Source organism: Methylobacterium sp. E-045 (assembly GCF_022829685.1).
Taxonomy (GTDB): domain Bacteria; phylum Pseudomonadota; class Alphaproteobacteria; order Rhizobiales; family Beijerinckiaceae; genus Methylobacterium.
The window spans coordinates 40,068-63,812 of the sequence record NZ_JAKSYE010000076.1; the positions used below are offsets into that span (position 1 = coordinate 40,068).

At 67.7% G+C, this 23,745-nt stretch carries 22 protein-coding genes; 9 read left to right on the top strand and 13 right to left on the bottom strand.

Features of this window, described 5'->3' with window-relative positions; all coding sequences use genetic code 11:
- Positions 1-87: 87 nt before the first annotated feature.
- The gene (purB, locus tag MKK51_RS12200) at positions 88-1,395 is read right to left on the bottom strand and encodes an adenylosuccinate lyase (protein ID WP_243977378.1); all 1,308 of its coding nucleotides are present in this window, start codon (positions 1,393-1,395) and stop codon (positions 88-90) included.
- Between the two features lie 290 nt (positions 1,396-1,685).
- Positions 1,686-2,432 (bottom strand): arginyltransferase, encoded by a 747-nt coding sequence (locus MKK51_RS12205; RefSeq protein ID WP_243977379.1) that lies wholly within the window; start codon positions 2,430-2,432, stop codon positions 1,686-1,688.
- A 399-nt stretch (positions 2,433-2,831) separates the two neighbouring features.
- Between MKK51_RS12205 and MKK51_RS12210 the strand changes: the two genes are divergently transcribed.
- Positions 2,832-4,427 (top strand): glycosyltransferase family 39 protein, encoded by a 1,596-nt coding sequence (locus tag MKK51_RS12210; RefSeq protein WP_243977380.1) that lies wholly within the window; start codon positions 2,832-2,834, stop codon positions 4,425-4,427.
- On the top strand, positions 4,424-5,653 hold the full coding sequence (locus tag MKK51_RS12215) for a glycosyltransferase (RefSeq protein ID WP_243977381.1): 1,230 nt from the start codon (positions 4,424-4,426) through the stop codon (positions 5,651-5,653). The genes MKK51_RS12210 and MKK51_RS12215 overlap by 4 nt, the downstream gene beginning before the upstream one ends.
- Positions 5,654-5,688: 35 nt before the next feature.
- Here MKK51_RS12215 and MKK51_RS12220 read toward each other — a convergent pair whose 3' ends face one another.
- The 4 genes from MKK51_RS12220 to hemB all read right to left on the bottom strand — a co-directional run bounded on the left by MKK51_RS12220 (position 5,689) and on the right by hemB (position 8,952).
- Positions 5,689-6,186 carry an RDD family protein gene (locus MKK51_RS12220; protein ID WP_243977382.1) on the bottom strand — a complete coding sequence of 166 codons (498 nt, stop codon included), beginning with the start codon at positions 6,184-6,186 and terminating at the stop codon, positions 5,689-5,691.
- Between the two features lie 101 nt (positions 6,187-6,287).
- Positions 6,288-7,346: a methyl-accepting chemotaxis protein gene (locus MKK51_RS12225; protein ID WP_243977383.1), complete on the bottom strand. Its 1,059-nt coding sequence runs from the start codon at positions 7,344-7,346 to the stop codon at positions 6,288-6,290.
- A 174-nt stretch (positions 7,347-7,520) separates the two neighbouring features.
- Positions 7,521-7,895, bottom strand: a complete 375-nt coding sequence (locus MKK51_RS12230) for a hypothetical protein (RefSeq protein WP_243977385.1) — start codon at positions 7,893-7,895, stop codon at positions 7,521-7,523.
- A 1-nt stretch (position 7,896) separates the two neighbouring features.
- Positions 7,897-8,952 carry a porphobilinogen synthase gene (hemB, locus tag MKK51_RS12235; RefSeq protein WP_243977387.1) on the bottom strand — a complete coding sequence of 352 codons (1,056 nt, stop codon included), beginning with the start codon at positions 8,950-8,952 and terminating at the stop codon, positions 7,897-7,899.
- Between the two features lie 225 nt (positions 8,953-9,177).
- On the opposite strand from hemB, the gene MKK51_RS12240 reads away from it, so the two are divergent.
- From MKK51_RS12240 to MKK51_RS12255, 4 genes are all read left to right on the top strand, one after another.
- Complete coding sequence (locus MKK51_RS12240) at positions 9,178-10,254, top strand: enoyl-CoA hydratase/isomerase family protein (RefSeq protein WP_243977389.1); 1,077 nt, start codon at positions 9,178-9,180, stop codon at positions 10,252-10,254.
- The gene (locus tag MKK51_RS12245; RefSeq protein ID WP_243977391.1) at positions 10,251-10,718 is read left to right on the top strand and encodes a DUF6163 family protein; all 468 of its coding nucleotides are present in this window, start codon (positions 10,251-10,253) and stop codon (positions 10,716-10,718) included. Before MKK51_RS12240 ends, MKK51_RS12245 begins: the two co-directional genes overlap by 4 nt.
- A 164-nt stretch (positions 10,719-10,882) precedes the next feature.
- Positions 10,883-11,395, top strand: a complete 513-nt coding sequence (gene ldtR, locus MKK51_RS12250; protein ID WP_018042165.1) for a transcriptional regulator LdtR — start codon at positions 10,883-10,885, stop codon at positions 11,393-11,395.
- A 296-nt stretch (positions 11,396-11,691) separates the two neighbouring features.
- Complete coding sequence (locus tag MKK51_RS12255; protein ID WP_243977394.1) at positions 11,692-12,114, top strand: thiol-disulfide oxidoreductase DCC family protein; 423 nt, start codon at positions 11,692-11,694, stop codon at positions 12,112-12,114.
- Positions 12,115-12,284: 170 nt separating this feature from the next.
- Here the strand turns inward: MKK51_RS12255 and MKK51_RS12260 are convergent, their stop codons facing one another.
- From MKK51_RS12260 to pqqA (MKK51_RS12285), 6 genes are all read right to left on the bottom strand, one after another.
- Positions 12,285-12,509: a hypothetical protein gene (locus tag MKK51_RS12260; protein WP_243977396.1), complete on the bottom strand. Its 225-nt coding sequence runs from the start codon at positions 12,507-12,509 to the stop codon at positions 12,285-12,287.
- 37 nt (positions 12,510-12,546) lie between these two features.
- Positions 12,547-12,897 (bottom strand): 4-fold beta flower protein, encoded by a 351-nt coding sequence (locus MKK51_RS12265; protein ID WP_243977398.1) that lies wholly within the window; start codon positions 12,895-12,897, stop codon positions 12,547-12,549.
- Positions 12,898-12,904: 7 nt separating this feature from the next.
- A complete protein-coding gene (locus MKK51_RS12270) occupies positions 12,905-13,255 on the bottom strand; it encodes a hypothetical protein (protein ID WP_243977400.1) in 351 nt (116 codons plus the stop codon).
- Between the two features lie 221 nt (positions 13,256-13,476).
- The gene (locus MKK51_RS12275; protein ID WP_243977401.1) at positions 13,477-13,740 is read right to left on the bottom strand and encodes a hypothetical protein; all 264 of its coding nucleotides are present in this window, start codon (positions 13,738-13,740) and stop codon (positions 13,477-13,479) included.
- A gap of 220 nt (positions 13,741-13,960) precedes the next feature.
- Positions 13,961-14,050 (bottom strand): pyrroloquinoline quinone precursor peptide PqqA, encoded by a 90-nt coding sequence (gene pqqA, locus MKK51_RS12280; RefSeq protein WP_018042171.1) that lies wholly within the window; start codon positions 14,048-14,050, stop codon positions 13,961-13,963.
- Positions 14,051-14,113: 63 nt separating this feature from the next.
- A complete protein-coding gene (gene pqqA, locus MKK51_RS12285; protein WP_227437192.1) occupies positions 14,114-14,203 on the bottom strand; it encodes a pyrroloquinoline quinone precursor peptide PqqA in 90 nt (29 codons plus the stop codon).
- A 527-nt stretch (positions 14,204-14,730) separates the two neighbouring features.
- Between pqqA (MKK51_RS12285) and mgtE the strand changes: the two genes are divergently transcribed.
- A complete protein-coding gene (mgtE, locus tag MKK51_RS12290; RefSeq protein WP_243977403.1) occupies positions 14,731-16,101 on the top strand; it encodes a magnesium transporter in 1,371 nt (456 codons plus the stop codon).
- A 49-nt stretch (positions 16,102-16,150) separates the two neighbouring features.
- Here the strand turns inward: mgtE and MKK51_RS12295 are convergent, their stop codons facing one another.
- Entirely contained in the window at positions 16,151-16,651 is a 501-nt protein-coding gene (locus tag MKK51_RS12295) for a YidB family protein (protein ID WP_243977405.1), read from the bottom strand.
- A 286-nt stretch (positions 16,652-16,937) separates the two neighbouring features.
- On the opposite strand from MKK51_RS12295, the gene treZ reads away from it, so the two are divergent.
- Together treZ and MKK51_RS12305 are read left to right on the top strand one after the other, a co-directional pair.
- Positions 16,938-18,743 carry a malto-oligosyltrehalose trehalohydrolase gene (treZ, locus tag MKK51_RS12300; protein WP_243977407.1) on the top strand — a complete coding sequence of 602 codons (1,806 nt, stop codon included), beginning with the start codon at positions 16,938-16,940 and terminating at the stop codon, positions 18,741-18,743.
- The gene (locus tag MKK51_RS12305) at positions 18,740-23,650 is read left to right on the top strand and encodes a malto-oligosyltrehalose synthase (RefSeq protein WP_243977409.1); all 4,911 of its coding nucleotides are present in this window, start codon (positions 18,740-18,742) and stop codon (positions 23,648-23,650) included. Before treZ ends, MKK51_RS12305 begins: the two co-directional genes overlap by 4 nt.
- Positions 23,651-23,745 lie beyond the last annotated feature (95 nt).

Genomic DNA, 23,745 nt, shown 5'->3' on the forward strand with positions numbered 1-23,745 from the left:
CCGGACAGATACGGCGGCCTCGCCGCCACGCGATCCGCGAAGCACGAAGCGTGCTCCGCGGATCGCCACGTCGGGTACGATTGACGATCAGGCCGTACCGAAGACGCGCGAAAAAATCGTGTCCACGTGCTTGAAATGATAGCCGAGATCGAAGCACTCCTCGATCTGCTCCGGGCTGAGGGACGCGGTGACGTCCGTATCGGCCTTCAGCAGGGTGAGGAAGTCGCCTTCGCCGCGCCAGACCGGCATGGCGTTGCGCTGGACCAGGCGATAGGCGTCCTCGCGGGACACGCCCGCCTGCGTGAGGGCCAGAAGCACCCGCTGCGAGTGGACGAGGCCGCCGAGCTTGTCGAGGTTGCGCTGCATCTGCTCGGGATAGATCAGCAGCTTGTCGATCACGCCGGTCAGCCGCGCCAGGGCGAAGTCGAGGGTCACCGTCGCGTCGGGGCCGATCATGCGCTCCACCGAGGAATGCGAGATGTCGCGTTCGTGCCAGAGGGCCACGTTCTCCATGGCGGGCAGCGCGAAGGAGCGCACCATGCGGGCAAGCCCGGTGAGGTTCTCGGTGAGGACGGGGTTGCGCTTGTGCGGCATGGCCGACGAGCCCTTCTGGCCCTCGGAGAAGAACTCTTCCGCTTCCAGCACCTCCGTGCGCTGCAGGTGGCGCACCTCGATGGAGAGACGCTCCACCGAGCTGGCGACGACGCCCAGGGTGGCGAAGAACATGGCGTGGCGGTCGCGGGGAATGACCTGCGTCGAGACCGGCTCGGGCGTGAGGCCCATCGCCCTGGCGACATGCTCTTCCACGCGGGGGTCGATATTGGCGAAGGTGCCGACGGCGCCGGAGATCGCGCAGGTGGCGACCTCCTCGCGGGCGGCGACGAGACGGGCGCGGGCGCGCTCGAACTCGGCATAGGCCTGCGCGAGCTTCAGGCCGAAGGTCACCGGCTCGGCATGGATGCCGTGCGAGCGGCCGATGGTCGGGGTGAGCTTGTGCTCGAACGCCCGGCGCTTGATCGCGGCGAGAAGCGCATCGACATCCTTGATCAGGATGTCGGCGGCCCGGACGAGCTGGACGTTGAAGCAGGTGTCGAGGACGTCCGACGAGGTCATGCCCTGGTGCACGAACCGCGCATCGGGACCGACGATCTCGGCGAGATGCGTCAGGAAGGCGATGACGTCGTGCTTGGTGACCGCCTCGATGGCGTCGATGCGGGCGACGTCGAACACCGCGTCGCGGCCCTTGTCCCAGATCGTGGCGGCGGCCTCCTTCGGCACCACGCCGATCTCGGCCAGCGCCGTGGTGGCGTGGGCCTCGATCTCGAACCAGATGCGGAAGCGGCTCTCGGGAGACCAGATCGCCGTCATCTCGGGGCGGCTATAGCGGGCAATCATACGGGCGCCTCGGGTCGGACGGATCGGGACAACGAGGCTGGCGCCTAGCATGGGCGGGGCCTGCGCTCAACGCGGAGGCGCGCCGTGCCATGGGATCCATTCCCGTCGACCCGCGGCGTCGGGGCGTGAACCCGGCGCCGGCGCCCGATCGCCGCTCGGCCTCGGGCGTCGAGACGCGGAGCCAGGTCCGCGACGCCGATGGCGCCAGGGCCTGTCGGGCCGGGGATCGTTGGCGCTCGGGTCATGGCCGAGTCGTGAGGCAGGGCTCGCCGCGACGCCGTTGCGGCGGACTATTCCACCCGCTGCCAGCCCGGTCCCATCAGGCGCTCCTGGGGGCGGAAGCGGGCCTTGTAGTCCATCTTGCGCGAGCCATCGACCCAATAGCCGAGATAGAGATACGGCAGGCCGAGGGAGGCGGCCCGGCGGATATGGTCGAGGATCATGAAGGTCCCGAGCGAACGCTGGGCCTCCGCCGGATCGTAGAACGAATAGACCATCGACAGGCCGTCGGAGAGCACGTCCGTCAGGCAGAGGGCCATGGTCGGCCCGGTGCCCCGCCCGTTGATCGCCGTATCGGGACCGCGCCGGCGATAGGCCACGAGATGGGTGTCCACATGGCTGTCCTCGATCATCATGGCGTAGTCGAGCACGGTCATGTCGACCATGCCGCCATCGCCATGGCGCGCGTCGAGGTAGCGGCGAAACAGGGCGTATTGCTCCGAGGCCGGGCGATTGGGCTCGGGATTGCCGATGAGATCCGCGTTTCGCTGGAGGATGCGGCGATGGCTCGCCGAAGGCAGGAAATCCGCCACCACCACCCGCACCGAGATGCAGGCCCGGCAGGTCTCGCAGGCGGGGCGATAGGCAATGGTCTGCGAGCGCCGGAAGCCGCCCTGTGTGAGGATCTCGTTGAGGTCACGGGCGCGCCGCCCCACGAGATGGGTGAACACCTTCCGTTCCTCCTGCCCCGGCAGGTAAGGGCACGGCGAAGGCGCCGTCAGATAGAATTGCGGTGTGTCGCGGGGATGGCTCGTCACGCTTGCAGCTGACCTCGGGGCCGGCGGGAGCGTTCCCCGCACGGGGCGAGTGTACCCGCCCCGTGGCGGCGCTCAAGTGGGTGAGCGCCCCGGCGCCCGATTTTCACGAGGGCGACTGGCATGGCAGGGCTGCGGCCCGTATCAAGGCCGCCATAGGGGGACCGGTCGCGTTTCCGACCCAATTCAGGATGAATGCACCCGTTGTCGCGGGGCGGTCATCGATGACGGGCGGAAACACGCCGGCAAAGTTCGCGCGAGCATGGTGCCCGCCGCCTTCCGGCGGTGGGCCGGATACGTGAGGCGGCATGACGGGATCGTCGGCACTGACCGGTGCCGAGGTTGACCCGATGTTTCAGGACCGGATAGGGAAATCGTCTCATCAACGCTCTCGAAACATCGATGCCGCGCTCCGACCGGTCGAGTGACATCGGGGCCGGTCCCTCGCGGGAGGAAGCCGGATCGGCGGATGACACCCGTCGTGTCCTCGCCGTCCTCATCGCCTCTTTCCTGGTCCGGCTCGTGGCGGTGCGGTTTCTCGACCTCAGCTTCATGGAAACCTATGGCGCGGTCGTCGCGAGGCAGCCGTCGCTCTCGTTCTTCGACCAGCCGCCGCTGACATGGTGGACGATCGCGGGCGTCACGCGCCTGTTCGGCTCCGACGACGCCCTGGTCGTGCGCCTGCCGTTCCTCATGATGTCGGTGATATCGGGCTGGCTGATCTATCGGATCACGACGCGTCTCTTCCATTCCCGTGCGGGGTTCTACGCGGTCTGCGCCTATCTGCTGTCACCTCTTCTCGGACTTTCGGACGGGAGCCTGGCCCAGACCAACGGGCCGATGACCGTCTTCATTCTCGCGGCCCTCCTGACCTTCCTCCATATCGACTTCGCCGCCTCGCGCGTTCGCGACAACAGGGTCTGGTACGTCTGCGCCTTCCTGTTCGGATGCGCCCTCGCGTCCAAATATCTCGCCGTCCTCCTGGTGCCGGGACTGCTCGTCGCCGTGGCGAGCCGGGCCGAGGGGAGGGCCTGGCTCCTGCGCCCTGCCACCTATCTCGGCCTCGTCGTCCTGCTGGTGCCGCTCCTCCCGGTCATCATCTGGAACGCGGAGCACGGCTGGGTCTCCTTCCTGTATCAGGGTGCCCGCGCCGGTGGGGACGGCAGCATCAACCTGACGCGGGCGTTCCGCTGGACCCTGACGCAGGTCTTGATCGTCCATCCCCTCGTCTTCGGCCCGGCCCTCTACATGCTGTATCGCGGCCTTCGACACGGGCCGAGGCAGGAGGGGCCCTGGCTCCTGGCCTGCATGTCCGCGCCCGTGCTCGCATTCATATTCGGCGTCATGGTCTGGAGCAGCCACCCCCTGCGGGGCTATCACTGGGCCTCCATGGGCTATCTTCCGCTGCTGCCCCTCGTCGGCGTCTGGGCGGATGGCCTCGCCTCCCACCGGCCGGACGCCGCACGGCGCTGGCTCGCCACCCTGGCCGCGACGACGATCCTGGTGGTCGGTCTGCTCATGGCCCACGTCGTCACCGGCTGGGCCGAGCGGGTCGCACCGGCCAAGGCCTTCCGGTCGCAGGATCCGATCCTGCTGGAACTCTACGACTGGGACGATCTTCCTAGCGCGCTGACGGCTCGCGGGTTCGATCCCGCGCGCACCTTCATCGCCGCGACCCGCTGGGAGGATTGCGCCAAGGCGTTCTATGCCGTGAGGGACAAGTTCCGCGGGCTGTGCCTCGCAGGCGACAACATCCACTTCACCTATCTCGCCGATGCCGCGAAATTCCGCGGCATGGATGCCGTCATCATAGACAGGTATGCCAACCTCGATGCGGTGGGATATAATCTCGACGGGCATTTCGAGACCTTCTCGGAAGATGCGCCCATCCGCCTGAATTTCCACGGGCGCAAGATGCACGATCTCAGGATCGTCCGGGCGACCCATTTCGATGGGACCTGGCCGAAGCCCAGGATCGGCGCGAAAGGCCGCCAGTGACGCTTCCCCCTGCCCAGGCACCGTCCGATCCCGAAGCGGATCAGCCCCTCCTCACGGTCGTCATCCCGACATTCAACGAGCGGGACAACATCGCCGTCATCTGCGGCCGGATCGCCTCGGCGCTCGCGCCGCTCCGTTTCGAGGTGATCGTCGTCGACGACGACTCGCCCGATGGAACATCCGCCGTCGTCGAAGATCTGGCGCGGAGCGATCCACGGATCAGGCTCATCACCCGGACCGGTCGGCGGGGGCTCGCGGGAGCCTGTATCGAGGGGATGCTGGCGGCGCGTTCCGAACTCGTCGCCGTCATGGATGCGGACCTGCAGCACGAACCGGCGACGCTGACGCCGATGCTCGATCTGATGACCTCGACCGAGTGCGACGTCGTCATCGCCAGCCGCTACCTCGACGACCCCGACGTGGCGGCCTTCTCCTCCGTGCGCAAAGCCCTGAGCAATGCCGGAAACCGGCTGGTGCGAGCCCTTCTCCGGGTTCAGACCAGCGATCCCATGAGCGGCTTCTTCCTCATGCGCCGGAGCATTCTGGTGAAGGCCGCGCCGCGCCTGAGCCGCGACGGCTTCAAGCTCCTCGCGGATATCCTGGCCCAGGGCGGCCGGTCGCTGAAGATCGGGGAAGTCCCCTATGTCTTCGGCCCCCGGCTGACCGGGGAGAGCAAGCTCGACGAGAGGGTCCTCTTCGATTTCGCGGTCCTTCTCATCGCGAAATCGGCCTTCGGCGTGCTTCCGACCCGGTTCGTCTCCTTCGCCCTCGTCGGAGGCCTCGGTGTCATCGTCCACCTGTCGCTGCTGGGGCTGATGCTCCACGCCCTCAACGACGATTTCCTGACGTCCCAGACCATCGCCACGCTCGGGGCGATGACGGCCAACTTCTTCCTCAACAACATCCTGACCTATCGGGATCAGCGGATCGTCGGCGCCGACCTCCTGCGCGGGCTCGCGGTCTTCTGCCTGTCCTGCTCCTGCGGCGCGTTCAACAATATCCTCGTCGCCCACCTCGTCTACACGGGCACCGGCATCTGGTGGCTGGCTACGGGCGCGGGCATTCTCATCGGCGCCGCCTGCAACTACGTGCTGTCGGCCCTCACCGTATGGCGGCGCTTCGACAAGCGTCCCGATCGGAAGACGCAGGCCCACCAGAGCGACGCCGCTCTCTCGAGCAACGGGGGAGACCTCGGCATTCCCCGGCCTCCCTCCCTGTCGCGGTAGAGGCGAAGTCTCGCCCGGACTTCGCCCCGGCGGGTTCAGACCCGCACCACCGCGAGGCCGACCAGCACGTCATGGCCCAGGCGCCGGTCCGACCTCATGAGCCCGAACAGGATATCGACGAACCACAGCAGGAACGTCGAGATGGCGACGTAGAACAGCAGGGCGTGGATGGCGGCAGTGATGAAATCCACCCGCAGGCCACTCGCCGGGGACACCACGCGCAGGCCCATCATCCGCATGCCCCAGGTGCTCTGGGCGGCGCCGCCCACCGTCACCGCGCTGTAGAGGATGCCGCTGGCGGGAAGGATCGCGAACAGGGTCCAGCCGAGCCCGAAGGTCAGCACCCCGAGCACCGTGATCGCCAAGGTGAGGAGGGCGGTGAAGCCGAGGATGAAGAGGATGTCGAGGAGATAGGCGACGAAGCGCGCCCCGAGGCTCGCCCGGACGGAGGGGACCGGGAGGGCGTTCGGGAGCCCTGTCCCGTAGCGCTCGGCATAGCCGGCGGGGTCGTAGCCTGGGGGCGTGTTGAGCATGGCCGGTAGCCTTTGAGAGGGGAGACGATTCTCCTTCACGGGAAGACATGGGAGGGCCCATGCCTTCGCTCAAGGTCACACGGGCCACGCTGGGTTCGCGGTCAGGCGGATTGCTCGATCACGCCGCGCCAGCCGAGCCCGCGATAGGTCTCGTAGCCCGGCGTCTCGTGGAAGGCGACGAGGCGCCCCGCTGCATCGATGTAGCTTCCCTGGCTCCGTCCATCCGTGCGGAGGGGATAGCGCTCGGTAAGGAGGCCGTTGCCCTTGGAACAGGCAAGGATGCGGTTCTCGGCATCGAGCAGCATGACGCGGCTGTGGGCCCGCTCCGCCGGCGCGAGGCGGACACCTTCGACGATGGTGCGCGCCTGCGGCTCCCAATCGAAATGGATCGCCAGAAAGCCGATGGGCCGGCCGTTCGTCTCGCCGCCCTCCCGCACGGAGGCCACATAGGTGGCGCTCTGCGAGCCGTTGAGGGCGGCGACCCGCGCCACGTTGGCCACCGCGAAGTCGTCGCCGGAGGCCAGCGGCTTTGCGCGGGCGAACCACGGCTCCTGGCTCACATCCTGGCCGACGACATCGAACCGGTTGGGCCGGCCATTGGCGATGACCTTGCCGTCGCGGCTGCACAGCCAGAGATCGAGATACACCGTGTAGGCGGAGAGGATGACGCCCAACCGGTGCGAGGCGTGGTTCCGGGCCGCCTCGGTCGGGGCGAGGGCGCATTCGACGACCGCGGCATCGGTCGCCCACCATCTCACGTCGCATGTCCGCTCGTAGAGGTTCCGGTCGATGATCTCGACGGCGTTGAGGGCGAGATCGATGCAGCGCGCGGACCGGCTCTCGCTGGCGAGATGCTCCACCGCCTGGGTCAGGCTGTCGACGCCGTCGCCCAGGGCGTTGCCGAGGCCCGAGACGAGACCCTCGATCTCGCTTGCAACGCTGCGGACCTCATTGGCGACGACGGAGAAGCCGGCTCCTCGCTCGCCTGCATGAGCGGCCTCGATGAGGGCGTTCAGGGCCAGCAGATTCATGCGCCGCGTGATGGACTTGATCGATCCGACGCTCCGATGAGTGAGAGACTTCAACTGCTGGGTCGATGTCTCCACGAGCATCGAGAGGCTGTCGGCCGGCTGATCTACCTCGTTCAGTTTTGTCGACATCGTATCCTCGGGATGGACAGACCAAGCTTGACGCTTGGTATTCTTTATATCGAGTCAAGGTGGATGGTTGTTGCAGGTCAGCAGGGGAACGATGTGAGAGAGGATCGTCAGAGACGATCCGTTCGCCTGCCGAAACAAACCCAAGCAATATGAATGCCAAGGCCGCGCGAATGCCTAACGCGGCGGCGCGGGATCGTTTGCTTCGGAATCTAATGTCTCGAGATAGTATTTCTTAAGCATGAAAAGCGCTCCGCCCGACACCGCCTTGTGGTCCAGGCGGAGGCCGATGAGTCCCGCGCCGCCGTCGAACAGGCAGTCGATGCGGTGCTGGCGTTGGCCCAGGGCGTAATCGACGCGTACGCTGTCGGGTGCCGATCCGCGGCCCACATGGAGCAGGCGGGGCGAGAGGTCGGATGCGACCAGCGCGGGGAGCGTCCGCCGGCAGGTGGTGATCCGCAGCCGGTCGACGGAGCTGTCGCAGCCCGCCAGGACGCAGACGATGACGATCGGCAGGAGCGCAACGGGGGCGCGAGCCGCCCGCGGGGGCATCTCAGATGCCGTCGCGCAGGCGCTCGGCCACCCGTGGCGCGTAGTAGGTCAGGATGCCGTCGGCGCCCGCGCGCTTGAAGGCGAGGAGGCTTTCGGTCATGGCGCGGGTGCCGTCGAGCCAGCCGTTGAGGGCGGCGGCCTCGATCATCGCGTACTCCCCGGAGACCTGGTAGGCGAAGGTCGGCACGCCGAACTCGTCCTTCACCCGGCGGATGATGTCGAGATAGGGCAGGCCCGGTTTCACCATCACCGAATCCGCGCCCTCCTCGAGGTCGAGGGCGACTTCCCTGAGGGCTTCGTCCGAATTGCCCGGATCCATCTGGTAGGTCCGCTTGTCGCCCACCAGGGCGGCGGAGGTGCCGATGGCGTCGCGGAACGGGCCGTAGAAGGCGCTCGCATACTTGGCCGCATAGGCCATGATCTGGACGTCGCGGAAACCGGCCTTGTCGAGGCCGGCGCGGATCGCGCCGACGCGGCCGTCCATCATGTCGGAGGGGGCGATGATGTCGGTGCCCGCCTCGGCCTGGATCAGGCTCTGCTCCACGAGGAGCGCCACCGTCTCGTCGTTGAGGATGGCGCCGTCCTCGATCAGTCCGTCATGGCCGTGGCTGGTATAGGGGTCGAGGGCGACGTCGGTCATCACGCCGATCTCCGGCACCGCCTTCTTCACCGCCCGCACGGCGCGGCAGACGAGGTTGTCGGAGTTGAGGGATTCCGATCCGGTCGGGTCGCGAAGCGACGCTTCGGTATAGGGAAAGAACGAGATGGCCGGGATGCCGAGCCGGGCCGCGCGCTCCGCGTCGCGGACGATCTCGTCCACGCTCAGGCGCTCCACCCCCGGCATCGAGGCGATGGGCTCGCGCCGGCCGGTCCCCTCGATGACGAAGAGCGGCCAGATGAGGTCATCCACCGTCAGGGTATTTTCGCGCACGAGGCGGCGCGACCACTCCGCCTTGCGGTTGCGTCGGGGGCGCTGCGTGATGCTCAGCGATGCGGCGGAACTCGCCTTGGCGGTCTCGATGGCGAGGGGACGCGGGGTCGGGGTCGCTTCGGTCATGATCGCTACGTCTCGAATGCCCGTCGCGGGCGCATCGGGGCCGGCCTAACACATCCCCAAAACTCTTCGAAACCCGGGCCGATCGCCGCCCCCCGGCCGACGGGCCATGTTGACGGGCCGGAAGAGAGTTCGTCTAAGCGACCCTGCGAGCATGGGGGAACCGGCGCGCAGGCGCGGACCCCCGCGAGCCCCGAGGGTGAGGCAGCCCCCAATCGGAGACGACGGATGACAGGCGCAGACGAGCCGGAGATCCTGTTCGAGCGGCGTGGCCATGCCGGCCTGATCACCCTGAACCGGCCCAAATCCTTGAACGCGCTCACCGTCTCCATGTCGACGGCGATGTATCGCGTCCTTTCGGAATGGGAGCGGGACGACGCGATCACCCGCGTGGTCGTGCGCGGCCGGGGCGGCCGGGCCTTCTGCGCCGGCGGCGACATCCGCCAGATCTACGACCTCGCCCGCCGTGGGCTGGACGACGAGGTCAGGCGGTTCTGGCTCGCGGAGTACCACCTCAACGCCTATGTGAAGCGCTATGCGAAACCCTACATCGCCCTGATCGAGGGGATCGTCATGGGCGGCGGCGTCGGTCTGTCCCTGCACGGGAGCCATCGAGTCGCCTCGGAGCGCTACAGCCTGGCGATGCCGGAAGTGGGAATCGGGTTTTTCCCCGATGTGGGCATGACCCACGCGCTGCCGCGTCTGCCCGGTCGCGCAGGGGTCTATCTGGCCCTGACCGGCGCCCGGATCGGTGCCGGCGACGGCCTCGCTCTCGGGCTCGCCACCCACCATGCGGCGGCGGAGACTTTCGACGCCATCACGGATGACCTCGCCGGTGGCGGCGCCATCGAACCGGCTCTCGACCGCCACGCGACCGCTCGTCCGGAGGTCGGGCCGATCACGGCCCATGGCGCCACGATCGAGGCCTGTTTCTCCGCCGACAGCGTCGCCGGGATCCTCGCGCGGCTCGACGCGGACGGGTCGCCCTTCGCCGCGGAGACCGCCGCGCTGATGCGCACGCGCTCCCCGCATTCCCTCTCCATCGCCCACGAACAGATGAAGCGGGGCGTCGCGATGAGTTTCGCCGAGGCGATGCAGGCGGAGTATCGCCTCGCCCGGCGCGCCATGCACTGGCACGACTTCCACGAAGGGGTCCGTGCCGTGCTGGTGGACAAGGACAACCGCCCGGACTGGCGGCCCGCCACCCTGGCCGAGGTCGACCCGGCCGGGATCGCCGAGGCCTTCACCGCTCTGCCCGACGGCGACGCGCCGAGATTTGATGGCTCGGAAAGGATCTCGTCATGAGGGGACTGACCAAGGTCGGCGCGACGCGGGACGGCCGCGGGCGCGCCAGCGACATGGCCGGCGACCGCATCGAGCGGTCGCCGCGTGTGCAGCAGACGGGGTGGGACGTGGTCCTGGTCTGGTTCATGCGCCTCACGGCAATGGTCTGGCTGCTTAAGGGCGTCTCGACCTGGGCGACGATCCTCGATGTCTTTCCCGGAGCGCGCCCGTTCGAAGCCGAATCGCTCGGCCGCCAGACCGTCATCGTCTACTTCGCCGTGATCGACTTCATGGCGGCGATCGGGATGTGGCTCACCAGCGCCTGGGGCGGTGTGGTCTGGTTGTTGGCCGCCACGAGTGCCGTCACCCTGGCGATCCTGACGCCGCATCTGCTGCCGACGTCGATCCCGGCGCTGGGAATGCTCGGTGGTATTATTGTGATCTATTTCGCTTTGTCTTGGGCTGCGGCACGCGAGGTCAGGTAAACAACACCTTACTGAATTACTTTCATTTTGCATTTACCGACAGAGGTAAATTGCAAATTCATCGTATCGCTTAAACCGTCTTTCATCCGTGACTCGTAGATTGGCTTCATAAGCGGTACCGAACACAACGGCGCCCGACCCAAGAACCCTGACGAGGCATCCCGATGAAGTCCCAGTCCGCCAAGGTGATCGAGAGCAATACTTCCGCCGAGACCAGCCCGGCGCATGGTTCCTACCTCGAGGCGCTGCACCTCGTGGAGCGTCTCCACCGCCGCCTCCTCGACGTGATCAAGGACGAGTTCGAGCGTCGCGGCCGCGAGGACGTCAACAGCGTCCAGGCCCTGCTGCTCTACAACATCGGCGACAAGGAGCTGACGGCCAGCGAATTGCGGACCAAGGGGTACTATCTCGGCTCCAACGTCTCCTACAACGTGAAGAAGCTCGTGGAGGCCGGCTACCTCCACCATGCCCGCTCGAAGACCGACCGGCGCTCGGTGCGCATCAGCCTCACCGACAAGGGCCGGACGATCCACGACATCATCCAGGGCCTCTACGACAAGCACGCCCGCACCATCCAGCCGATCGGCGGCATCTCCGACGACGATTTCGGACGCCTCAACGTCGCCCTCGGCCGCCTCGAACGCTTCTGGACCGACCAGATCCGCTACCGCCTCTAGAGCGCTCTATCCGATCCAGCGCGGTCGGGCGCAGGTCTCGGACGGGGCGGCCGGTCCACGGGCGCCAAGGCCGGCGGCGGCGTCGAGCCACGGCCGTGAACGGCAGGAGGCCGGATGGCGAAGAACCATCCGGCCTCCTGCCGTTCACGGCCCGGTCTCATTGCCAAAAATCCGAGGCCCGGTCTCCGTTCCGAACTCCGCAAGGGCGACGGCCCGTTTTCGATGACGAATGTGCAAGCGGCCGACGCTTCGGGACGCGTGTCTCCGGGGCCGCAGAAACCGGCTATGATCGCCGGATGACCGCGTACCGCTCGGCAAAGCCCTCCACCGGCCCGATCATCCTGTTCGATGCCGAATGCGTCCTGTGTTCGGCCAATGCCCGGTTCGTCCTGAAGCGAGACCGCAAGGCCGTGTTTCGTCTTGCCTCCATGCAGGGCGAGATTGGGCAATCCCTCTGCCGCAGACACGGGATGGATCCGGGCGATCCGGCCAGCCTCCTCGTCGTGGAGGGAGACCGGATGCGTCGAGACAGCGACGCCGTCCTCAGCATCTACGAGAGGCTCGGCTTTCCCTGGGGGCTCGTCCGGGTGTTCCGGCTCGTGCCCGGCGCGATCCGCGACCCGGTCTACCGCTTCGTCGCCCGTCACCGGTATCGTGTGTTCGGCCGACGGGACACCTGTTGGGTGGCCCCGACGCCGTACAGGGACCGCATCCTGTGAGACGTTCGACACCCCGCCGACCCGGTCGTCATCAACAGGCGAGAGCGAGCGGGGGCCGTCCCGAAACATCGAGACGGCCGGCCCAGCCTTAGTGTCTCTCACAAAACTCCCGCTGCGCCGCCGTGCTCGGAGAGAGAGCCGACCGTGACCGGAAGTTTTGTGAGGCACTCTTAGGAGGGCTGCTCCTCGCCGACATGCTCTTCCTCCTCGGTGAGAGGGGGCTTCTCGTCGGCATCGTCCCCGATCAGCTCATCGAGTTCGTCGATGAGGTCGTTCACCTGATCTTCCGTGGCGAGGACACGGAAGATCTCGCCGTCCACGGTCTCGATGGTCAGGCGATAGCCTCCGTCCGTCTCGTCGGTGAGGACGCGGGCCAGCTTCTTCGTCGGTGTCATGGGGATGTCCTATCGTGCGAACGGGTGCGGTTGCGGGTCAGAGCAGGTCGGAGAAGACGCGATGGGACCAGGCCGTGGAGGAAGCGGGATGCGACGGGGCCTGCCGCAATTCGGCCCGCGCGGGCTTCGTGCCCCTCGGACCGGGCGTCGTCTTCACCTGCCGCTGGGGTTTGTGAGGGCCCCCCACCGCGTCCCGTTCGAAGAGGAGGCAGGCGCCGTCCTCGTCCGAGATCCAGCCCCGGTCCGCCCAGCCGATGAAGCGCCCGTCATAGGCGTAGACCTTGTCGTCATGGATGACGGCCGCGGCCCGGCCGCTCCACAGGTAGAGGGAGTGTCCGTCGAGGCAGTACGCCGCCTCGCTGCCGTGCCTGTCGAAGAACTCGATCATGGACGGCTCATGCCCCGATGTGGCTGTTGTGCAGCGTGCGGAGGTCGACGTAGCTCATGGTCTCGCTGCTCCAGGTCGGTCCGTCACAATCGTGCAGCCTCTTCGGAAGCGGCTTGTGCTTGTCGCCCTGATAGAACCCCATGATGACGGTCTGGCCATCGGTATCGTCGCACTCGATCCGGTAGGCCGGCTGGACGGCCGATCCGAGCCGGCTCAGGCGAACGCGCAGGGTCGGGTTGCGGGTCTGGTCGGGGACCATGTTGAGGTAGACGCCCTTCAGATATTCGAAGCGGTCCGCTTTCCGCCCGGCGAGATCCGCGATCGAGACGTTCTCGGCGAGCATGTCGGGTTTGTTCATGATGGATCCGCTTTCTGTGGGATGTGACGGGATGTGAGCCCACCGCATAGACAGGGCATTCCGCCCTGCGATGTTCCATGCGGGGCTCACGCGTCTTCGGTGGTGACCGGAATGGTCGTCGGCGTGCTCGCCCCCGAGGGTCGGCGCGAGGGGCACGGCAACACCGCGACCCACCGCATCGCTCGCTGCGTGCCGCGGCGGAGGGCGGATGTCGGGTTGCGTCAGTGCAAGGTCGGCGGCGGTTCGAGGAACGCGCGCATGCCGTCGCCGTCCTCGATGGCCTCGATGAAGGCGTCGAGGGCCTCTTCGTCGGAGGCGAAGGTGATGCCCCAGACGGTCGACCACCCTGTCTGATCGATGACTTCGAGGGTCCACGGATCCTGCGTGCCGGCGAAACGATAGACGTTCACGGTCACCGTGATGCCGTTCTGGGTCGCCCGTCCGGTCAGGTCCGAGAATTCCATCTGTGGCATCTCGTGGGTCATGGGGTGTTTCTCTCGAATGACGAGTTCACCGCAGGGACCCGAACGTGTCCCTATCTCATGAGCCGAAGTGTCGGTTCTAGCAGAGTTCTTGCCGGAACGGTTCGGGAAATTTTGAAATGGCCGGCCACCGAAACCGAGCGAGCACGAAAAAGGCGGCATTCCCGCTGGAATGCCGCCCCGTTTAACCGCTCAGGGAGCGATCGAATTAGTTGCGATCGACTTAGTTGAAGGTGTCGATCTCAGCCGACTCGTAGCTGGTGACTTCCATGCCGACGCACACTTCCTGAACGATGGGGGCAGACCACGTCATGACGTTTCTCCTGGTTGGTGGTGATGGGGCTTGGTGACACGGGCCCGTGAGGGCGCCGATCCCTTAGTTGAAGGGATCGATTTCCGCCGACTCGTAGCTGGTGACTTCCATGCCGACGCAAACTTCCTGAACAACGGGAGCAGACCATCTCATGGCAAAACTCCTTCGTGTCCGACGCCCTTGATATAGGCAATACATTGGGCACAATACAAGCGGGCGCGAGACTTATATTTTTCATATGAAGGGCCGGATTGCCGAGATTCGCCCTGGGAATGGGAAAAATCTCTTTCTTTTCAGAACTATGGTGCATCTTCGTGCCCGTTCGGCTCTCGATTCCGGCGGCATCCCCGCCCGTTCGGGGCGGTGAAACGAAGGCCCGGCCGGACGGCCGATGCCTCCCCCGGACGGGTCCGACGAACGGGGCGAAATTCACCTTGACGCGCCCCGTCGCGGAGGGCATGGGGGCGCCGCCGACGACTTCCCCTCGGTGATCCGCATGGGCGGATCGCAGGCGGAAGCCTTGGAGCCCGAATTCCCCATCCATGCCCAGCGACAGTCCCGTCGATCCAGCCCGCCCGGCCGATATCGTTCTGACCGCCTGACGCCCTGACGGGTTCACACGCGGCTCACCGCGATCCGGCCGAACACGGCCGATCGCCACCCTCCCGTGAGGTGAGCCCATGAACCAGATCGCCCCCTTTCCGACCAAGATCGATCCCTCCGTGCTGGCCGCCCGCCTGTCGGACGAACGGGCGCCCGACATCGTCGAGGCCCTGAACGAGGAGGCGCCCGAGGTCGCCGCCGCGATCCTGCTCGGCCTCCCCCATGACCGGGCGGTGGAGGTGCTCGACCAGCCCGAGCTCGACCTTGCCGCGGACATCATCGAGATGCTGCCGCGCGACCGGGTCGCCTCCTATCTGTCGGGCATGTCGGCGGACCGGGTGACGGACGTGTTCCGTGAGATCGAGGAGCCCGGCCGCTCCGATCTCAGGGCACGGCTCGATGCAGAGACGCGCGGCACGATCGACCGGCTCAGCGCCTATGGCGAGGAGAGCGTGGGCTCGCTGATGACCACGGAATTCGTCACCGTGCCGGGCAACTGGACGGTGCGGCAGACCCTCGACCACGTCCGCACAGTGGAGAAGACCCGCGAGACCATCTACGCGATCTTCGTCCTCGACCCGCGCACGCAGGCGCTGACGAAGGCGGTGCCCCTGCGCCGGCTGATCTCCGGCAATCCCGACGATAACGTCCTCAGCGTCGCGCCGGGGCGGCGGCCGCTTGCCGTCTCGCCCACCGCCAGCCGCGAGGAGGCCGCGCGGCTGATCTCGAAATACGACCTGCTCGCCCTGCCGGTGGTGGATGCGGTGGGCCACGTCATCGGCATCGTCACCGTCGACGACATGATCGACGCCATGGTGGAGAAGCAGACCCAGGACGTGCAGCGCTTCGGCGGCATGGAAGCCCTGCCGGAGCCCTACATGGATATCGGCTTCGGCACGATGATCCGGAAGCGGGCCGGCTGGCTCTGCGCCCTGTTCCTCGGGGAGATGATGACCGCCACGGCGATGCAGGGGTTCGAGGGGGAACTGGAGAAGGCCATCGTCCTCACCCTGTTCATCCCGCTCATCATGAGCTCGGGCGGCAATTCGGGCAGCCAGGCGACGTCGCTCCTGATCCGCGCGCTCGCGCTCCACGAGGTTCGCCTGCGCGACTGGTGGCGCGTGGCCCTGCGCGAGGTGCCCACCGGGTTGCTGCTGGGCGCCATCCTCGGGACGATCGGCATCGTCCGCATCGTCGTCTGGCAGAAGGCGGGCCTCTACGATTACGGCGAGCACTGGATGCTGGTGGCGGCGACGGTGGGGGCCGCCCTGGTCGGCATCGTCACCTTCGGTTCGCTGACGGGATCGATGCTGCCCTTCGTCCTCCAGCGCCTCGGCTTCGATCCGGCGACGGCCTCCGCGCCCTTCGTGGCGACCCTCGTCGACGTGACCGGCCTCGTCATCTACTTCTCGGTGGCGATGCTGATCCTGCGCGGCACGCTGCTCTGACGCTCTGAAAGCCTCCCGGGCGGACGACCGCCCGGGAGGGGACGACGCGTCAGGCGGGCACGCGACCGTCGGGGGTGTAGCGGTCGATCGCCTGGGGCAGGTCCCGCGACAGGCGGGACAGCAATTCCTCCCTGGACAGGCCCGTCTGTTGCGCGAGGGTCGCCAGGATGTCCGGACCGATGGCCTTTTCGAGGTTTTGCGGCGCGATCTCCTGGTTGGGGCCCTGGTTGACCCAGGACGAAGCCGTCTCGCCGTGGCCGTTCTGGGTGAAACGCTCCACGAGTTCGCTCAATCCGCCGCCGAGGAGGCCGCCCACTCCCGCACCGCCGAGCGCGCCTCCCAACTGGCCGAGGATGCCGCCAAGCCCGCCCTGATCGACCCCGTTCTGACCGGGCCCGCCCTGCTTGTCGGTGACGGCTCCGGATGTGCCCGGAGCCGTGCCCTTGTTCGAAGCGCCGCCCAAAAACTCGGCGATCGTGTCTCTGTTCTGGTAGCCCGCCACGGCGAGCAGGCCCAGCAGGGCCGTCATGGACGGATATCCGCGGCTCATGCGCTTTCTCCCTCAAGGGTTCGCCGCCGGTCTTCGGCGAGGCGACGCGCGTTCAACGTGCAGGGGGCGCGGCGGGATGCATCGGGCCTCCGGACTGCACGGGATGATGCCTTTATGGCGCGCCGCACACAAAACTCGTCCGCCCGGCGGTTGTCCGCCGCGACCCGCGCGTTACGTCGCAAGCGAAGCCGTATGCCGAGGGAACCAGACCCTCGCGGATGGCCTTCTCACCTGTGGCCGGTGCGACCCTGCCGCGAGGTTTCCCAGTGAACGAGATGGCGGTCTGATGCGGCGCACACACGACATGAATTTCGGCGCCGCCATCGCGGCGGACGGCGTGCGCTTCGCCATCTGGGCCCCCACGGCCAGGGACGTCGCCCTCGTGGTCGACGGGGCCGAGCATCCGATCCCCGAGGCCGGCGAAGGCTGGCGCCGCACCACCGTGCCGGATGTCCGCCCCGGCGCCCGCTACGGGTTCCGCATCGACGGCGACCTCGTCGTGCCGGATCCCGCCTCGCGCTTCCAGCCGGACGACGTGTCGGGTCTGAGCGAGGTCATCGATCCGAAGGCGTTCGACTGGAGCGACGGCGAATGGACGGGCCGCCCCTGGGAAGAGACGGTCCTCTACGAGCTGCATGTGGGCACCGCCACGCCGGAGGGCACCTATGCCGCCCTGGAGGCCAAGCTCGAAGACCTGACCCATCTCGGCGTTACGGCCATCGAACTCCTGCCGCTCGCCGATTTCAAGGGCACCCGCAACTGGGGCTATGACGGCGTGCTGCCCTATGCGCCCGATGCCGCCTACGGACGGCCGGACGAGCTCAAGCACCTGATCGATAAGGCGCATTCGCTCGGGCTGATGGTGTTCCTCGACGCGGTCTACAACCATTTCGGCCCGGCCGGGAATTACCTCCACGCCTATGCCAAGACCTTCTTCACCGAGCGTCACCAGACGCCCTGGGGGGCGGGGATCAATTTCGACGGCGAGACCAGCGGCAAGGTCGTGCGCGACTACTTCATCGAGAACGCCCTCTACTGGCTCGAAGAGTACCATTTCGACGGCATCCGCTTCGACGCGGTCCATGCCATCCTGGACGATTCGCCCAAGCACTTCATCGGCGAGCTTGCCGAGACGATCCGCACGCGCCTGCCGGGACGGCACATCCACCTCGTCCTCGAGAACGAGGCCAATCAGGCCCGCTGGCTCGAACGCGACGACAAGGCCCAGCCGATCCAGCACACGGCGCAATGGGCCGACGACCTCCACCATTGCTGGCACGTGCTGCTGACGGGGGAGGATGCCGGCTACTATGTCAGCTTCGCCGACAAGCCGGTGGATCATCTCGCCCGCTGTCTCGCGGAAGGGTTCGCCTATCAGGGCGAGCCGTTCCCGAGCCTCGACAACCATCCGCGCGGCGAGCCCTCCGCCCATCTGCCGCCCTCGGCCTTCGTCACCTTCCTCCAGAACCACGATCAGGTGGGCAACCGGGCGCTCGGCGAGCGCCTGAGCGCGCTCAGCGACCCGGACAAGCTCAGCCTGGCGCGGGCCGGCCTGCTCCTTGCTCCGCAGATCCCGATGCTGTGGATGGGCGAGGAATGGTCGGCCACGGCGCCGTTCCTGTTCTTCGTCGATTTTGCGCCGGACGAGGAGCTGAACAAGGCGGTGCGCGAGGGGCGCCGGCGTGAGTTCAAGAGCTTCGCGGCCTTCGCCGACGACACCTCGGTCATCCCCGATCCGACCGCCGAGGCGACCTTCCTCGATTCGAAGCTCGACTGGTCGGAGCCGGAGCGGCAGCCCCATCGGGGCGTCTGGGCCGATACCCGCAACCTGCTCCAGATCCGGCACCAGTCCGTCGTGCCCCTGACGAAGACCCGCTATCTCGGGGCCGCCGTGACCCGGCCGTCCCCGGATTCCCTCGACGTGACGTGGCGCTACGCGGGCGGCACCCTGCGTTTCGTCGCCAATTTCGGCGCGGATCCCCTCGCCGTCGATTCCCATGGAGGTCAGGTGATCTGGTCGAACGGTCATACGGGCAGCGAGATCGAGCTTCCCTCCTGGACGGGCATCGTGCTGACGGGAGCCGCCCGATGAGCCGCGACCTCGAACGTCTCTCCGATCTCCTCGGCATCGCATCGGGCTATACCGACGCGTTCGGCCAGCCCGTGGCGACCGACATCCAGACCCGGCGCGGCATGGTCGCCGCCCTGGGGTTCCCGGCGGGCACCGACGACGAGATCGCCGACAGTCTCGCGGAGGTGGAATCCGTGCGGCTCGGGCTCGTCCCGTCGCTGATTCCGGTGGAGGCGCGGCGCGCCTCGACGATCCCGCTCCTGGCTGCGGAGGCACACGGCGCCGTATCGTGGCGCCTCGTCGACGAGCGCGGCCTCGCGCGGGAGGGGAGGGCGTCGATCACGGGGGCGGGCGAACCGCATATCGAGCTTCCGCCCCTGACGCCGGGCTACCATCGGCTCACCGTCGCCCTGGGCGAGCGGAAATCGGAATCCTGGATCATCTCCGCGCCGCAGCGCTGCTGGCGCCCGGCCGCCTATGCCGACGAGGGCGCGCGCGATTGGGGCCTCGCCGCGCAGCTCTACGGCCTGCGCTCGCCGCACAATCTCGGCATCGGCAGCTACGCCGATGCGGGCCGCGCCGCGCGGGATGCCGGCATCCGCGGCGCCTCGTTCCTGGGGCTGAGCCCGGTCCATGCCCTGTTCGAATCGGACCGCAGCAAGATCTCGCCCTATTCGCCGTCCTCGCGCCTGTTCCTCGAGACGCTGTTCATCGAGCCCGGCGTGCTGCCCGGTTTCGCCGGTTCGCACGCCGCCGCGCTCCTGGCGGCGAAGGCCACGGACATCGCCGCCCTCCAGGCCGCGACCCTCGTGGACCATCCCGGCATCTGGGACGTACTGTCCCCCGTGCTCGAGGCGTTCTGGCAGGATTCCCCGGCCCGCGCCGGGCAGGATCCCGCCTTCTCGGCCTTCCGCGAGGAAGGCGGGGCGGATCTCGAAGCCCATGGGACGTTCGAGGCCCTGTCCGCCCATTACAAGGCGCTCGGCGCCCATTGGTCCGGCGACTGGCCGGAGGAGATGCGCCGTGCCGGGACGCCGGCCGTGGAGGCGTTCGCGCAGGACCATGCCGAGGCCGTCACCTACCATATCTGGCTGCAATACCTCGCCGATCGCCAACTGGCCGATGCGTCGAAGGCCGCCCTCGAAAGCGGCATGCGTCTCGGCCTCTATCGCGATCTCGCGGTGGGTGCCGATCGCGGCGGCTCGGAGGTCTGGTCACATCCCGAACGCTTCGCCAACGGCGTCTCCATCGGCGCGCCGCCCGATCTCCTGGCACCCAAGGGCCAGGATTGGGGCCTCCCGGCCTTCCACCCCCTCGAGATGGAACGCGACGGCCTCGCCGCCTTCCGCGCCCTGGTCCAGGCGAACATGCGCCATGCCGGCGCGATCCGCATCGACCACGCCTTCCAGCTCGCCCGGCTCTTCCTCATCCCGGTCACCGGCTCGGCCAGGGACGGGGCCTATGTGGCCATGCCGTTCGAGCCGATGCTCGCGGTCCTGCGGCTGGAGAGCCACCGGGCCAAGTGTCTCGTCATCGCCGAGGATCTCGGCACCGCGCCTGAGGGGTTCTCCGACGCGCTGATGCAGGCAGGCATCCTGAGCTACCGCATCCTCGCCTTCGAGCGCGAGCATGGCGGCCGCTTCAAGAGCCCCGGCGCCTATCCCCGCGACGCGCTCACCGCCATCACGACACACGACCTGCCGACCTTCGTCGGCTGGTGGCGCGGCGTTGACACCGACACCCGTCAGGCCCTCGGCCTCTACGATGCCGAGCGGGCGGAATCCGAGCGCCGGGAGCGCGTCACCGAACGCTCCCGCCTCACCGAGGCCCTGGCCTCCGAGCAGCTGCTGCCGGGCTACGACGTGCCCGAGGTGGCGCCGTTCGAAGCGGCGGCCCGCTACCTCGCCCGGGCGCCGTCCATGCTCACGGCGGTGCAGTACGAGGACGTCGTCTCGGAACTCAGCCAGGCCAACGTGCCGGGCTCGACGGAGGGCTATCCGAACTGGCGGCGCAAGCTCGACCGCAGCCTGGAGGCCATCGCCGCGCCGGGCGGCCCCCTGGCCAAACTCGCCGCCGCCCTCTCGGCCGAGGAACGCGGTCCCCGTTCCGGGGCGGCCAGACTCGCCTCGACGCCGCCGCGCGCGACCTACCGGCTGCAGTTCCACAAGGACTTCACCTTCGCCGACGCCGAGCGGATCGTGCCGTATCTGGCCAAACTCGGAATCAGCCACGTCTATGCCTCGCCGATCCAGAAGGCGCGGCCGGGCTCGACCCATGGCTACGACATCGTCGACCATTCCACGATCAACCCGGAACTCGGCGGCGAGGAGGGCTTCGTCCGCTTCTCCGACGTGATGCACCGGCACGGCCTTAAGCTGCTCCTGGACATCGTGCCGAACCACATGGGCGTCGGCGGCGCGGACAATCCGTGGTGGCTCTCCGTCCTCGAATGGGGCGATCTCTCGCCCCTGGCCCATGCCTTCGACATCGACTGGCAGCGGCAGGGTGCCCGCAACAACCTCGTCATCCCGTTCCTGGGCGACCGCTACGGCGAGGCCCTGGAACACGGCACCCTCGACCTGAAATACGACGCGGCGGCCGGGGCCTTCAGCGTCTGGCATTACGAGCATCAGTTCCCGATCTGCCCGCTGCAATATCCGTCGATCCTCAACCGCGCCCTGGCGGCGCATGGCGAGATCGGCGACGACGCGGCGGCGGAGGTTCTGTCCGTCTCCGAGCGTCTGCGGCTCATGAGCGAGGAGACGAACCCGGAGCGGCGCCGGGGCTTCCCGGAGGAGGCCGACGGCCTCAAACGCCGGCTCGCCGACGCGGTGGAGGCCTCGCCCGCCATCGCCAAGGCCATCGACCGGACGCTCACCTTGCTCAACGGGTTCGAGGGAAGGCCCGACAGTTTCGGGCCGCTCCACCGGCTCCTCGAGCAGCAATCCTACCGCCTCGCGCATTGGCGGGTGGCGGCGAGCGACATCAACTACCGCCGCTTCTTCGACGTGAACGGCCTCGCCGGCCTGCGCGTGGAGAAATCCGACATCTTCCACCGTTCGCACGAGACCGCGTTCCGCCTCATTGCCGAGGGGCGGATCGACGGGTTGCGCATCGATCACATCGACGGTCTAGCCGACCCGCAGGGCTATGCGCGCGCCCTGCAGAGCGCCGTGGGACCGGGCTTCTACGTGGTGGTCGAGAAGATCCTAGAACCCGGCGAGAAGCTGCGGCCCTGGCCGGTCGCCGGCACCACCGGCTACGACGTGCTCAACCAGCTCGACGGCATCCTCGTGGACCAGGAGAAGCACACCCGGATCACCCGGTTCTATCGCTGGGCCACCGGCATGGACGAGCCCTACAAGGCTCAGCTCCGGGCGGCCAAGGCGGAGATCCTGGAGATCAGCTTCGCCAGCGAGCTCGAAGTGCTCACCGCCGACCTGAAGCGCATCGCCGATGCGGACCGGCGCACCCGCGACTTCTCGGTGAACGCCATCCGCCGGGCGCTGATCGAGATCATCGCGCGCTTTCCCACCTACCGCTCCTACCTGCCGGGCGATCTCGACGAGAGCGACGTGGAGGCGGAGGATATCCGCCTCATCGAAGGGGCGGTGGCCAAGGCCAAGCGCTGGAGCGCCCTGCCGGACAGGTCGGTCCACGATTTCGCCTCGCAGGCCCTCCTCGGCCGGATCGATTCCGGGGGGCCGGGTCGTCCCGACCCCGCCGTCATCCTGCGTTTCCGCCGCCGCTTCCAGCAGCTCACCGGGCCGGTCATGGCCAAGAGCCTGGAGGACACGCTGTTCTACCGCTTCTCGGAACTCCTCGCCCTCAACGAGGTCGGCGGCGATCCGGGGGAATACGGCATCGACCTCGAGCATTTCCACGCGCTCCAGGCGGCGCGGGCGCGCGACTGGCCGAACGCCATGATCACCACGGCGACCCACGACACCAAGCGCGGCGAGGACGCCCGGTCGCGCCTGCTGGCTTTGTCCGAGATCCCCGAAGTCTGGGCCGAGGCCTGGACGATCCTCGGCCAGTCGGCCCGCACCCACCTCACCGCCATGGAGGAGGGCCCCGCGCCGGACGCCAACGACCAGTGGATGTTCCTGCAGGCCATCCTCGGCGCCTGGCCGCTCGAATTGCTGGACGGGGACGACGAGGCCGCCATCGCGGAGTTCCGCGACCGTCTCGACGCGTATTCCGAAAAGGCCCTGCGCGAGGGCAAGCGCCGCTCGAGCTGGGTCAATGTGGACGAGCAGTACGAGGCGGCGGTCAAGCGGCTGTTCGCCGGGCTGATCGCGCCGGGCGCGAAGTTCATGACGCTGATGCGTCCGATCGCCCGGCGGCTCGCCCATCTCGGCATGATCGCCGGCCTCGGCCGGACGGTGCTGAAGGCGACCCTGCCGGGGCTTCCCGACGTGTACCAGGGCACCGAGTTCTGGGACTTCTCCTTCGTCGATCCCGACAACCGCCGCCCGGTGGACTACGCGGCGCGGGAAGAGGCCCTGAGCGACACGGCCGATCTGCCCGCCTTGCTCGATCACTGGCCGGACGGGCGGGTGAAGCAGGCGACGCTGGCGCGTCTCCTCGCCGATCGGGCGGAGCGCTCCAGCTTCTACGCCGATGCCGACCACATCGCGGTGACGGCCGAGGGCCGACTGAGCGCCCATGTCATCGCATTCACACGCTCCGATGCCACAAGCGGGGAGGGCGACCTCCTCGTGGCGGTTCCGCGCCTCGTCTCCGGCCTCGTCGGCGACGCGACGTGGTCCGGCGAGGCCTTTGTCGGCACCACCCTGCCGGTGGCGGCGGAGAGCCGCTGGATCGACCTGATGACGGGCGGCGAGGTCCAGCCGGAGGGAACTTCGATCGATCTCGGCCGGTTGTTCGCGCGTTTGCCCTACGCGGTCCTGAAGCGCATCGCCTGACTCCCGGATTCGGGACGGCCGCCGAAACAAGAAGGGCTTTCCCCGCCGGGGATCGCCCGTCCCCGCCTCGTCCGCTCTCATGCGGGGGGCCTCCC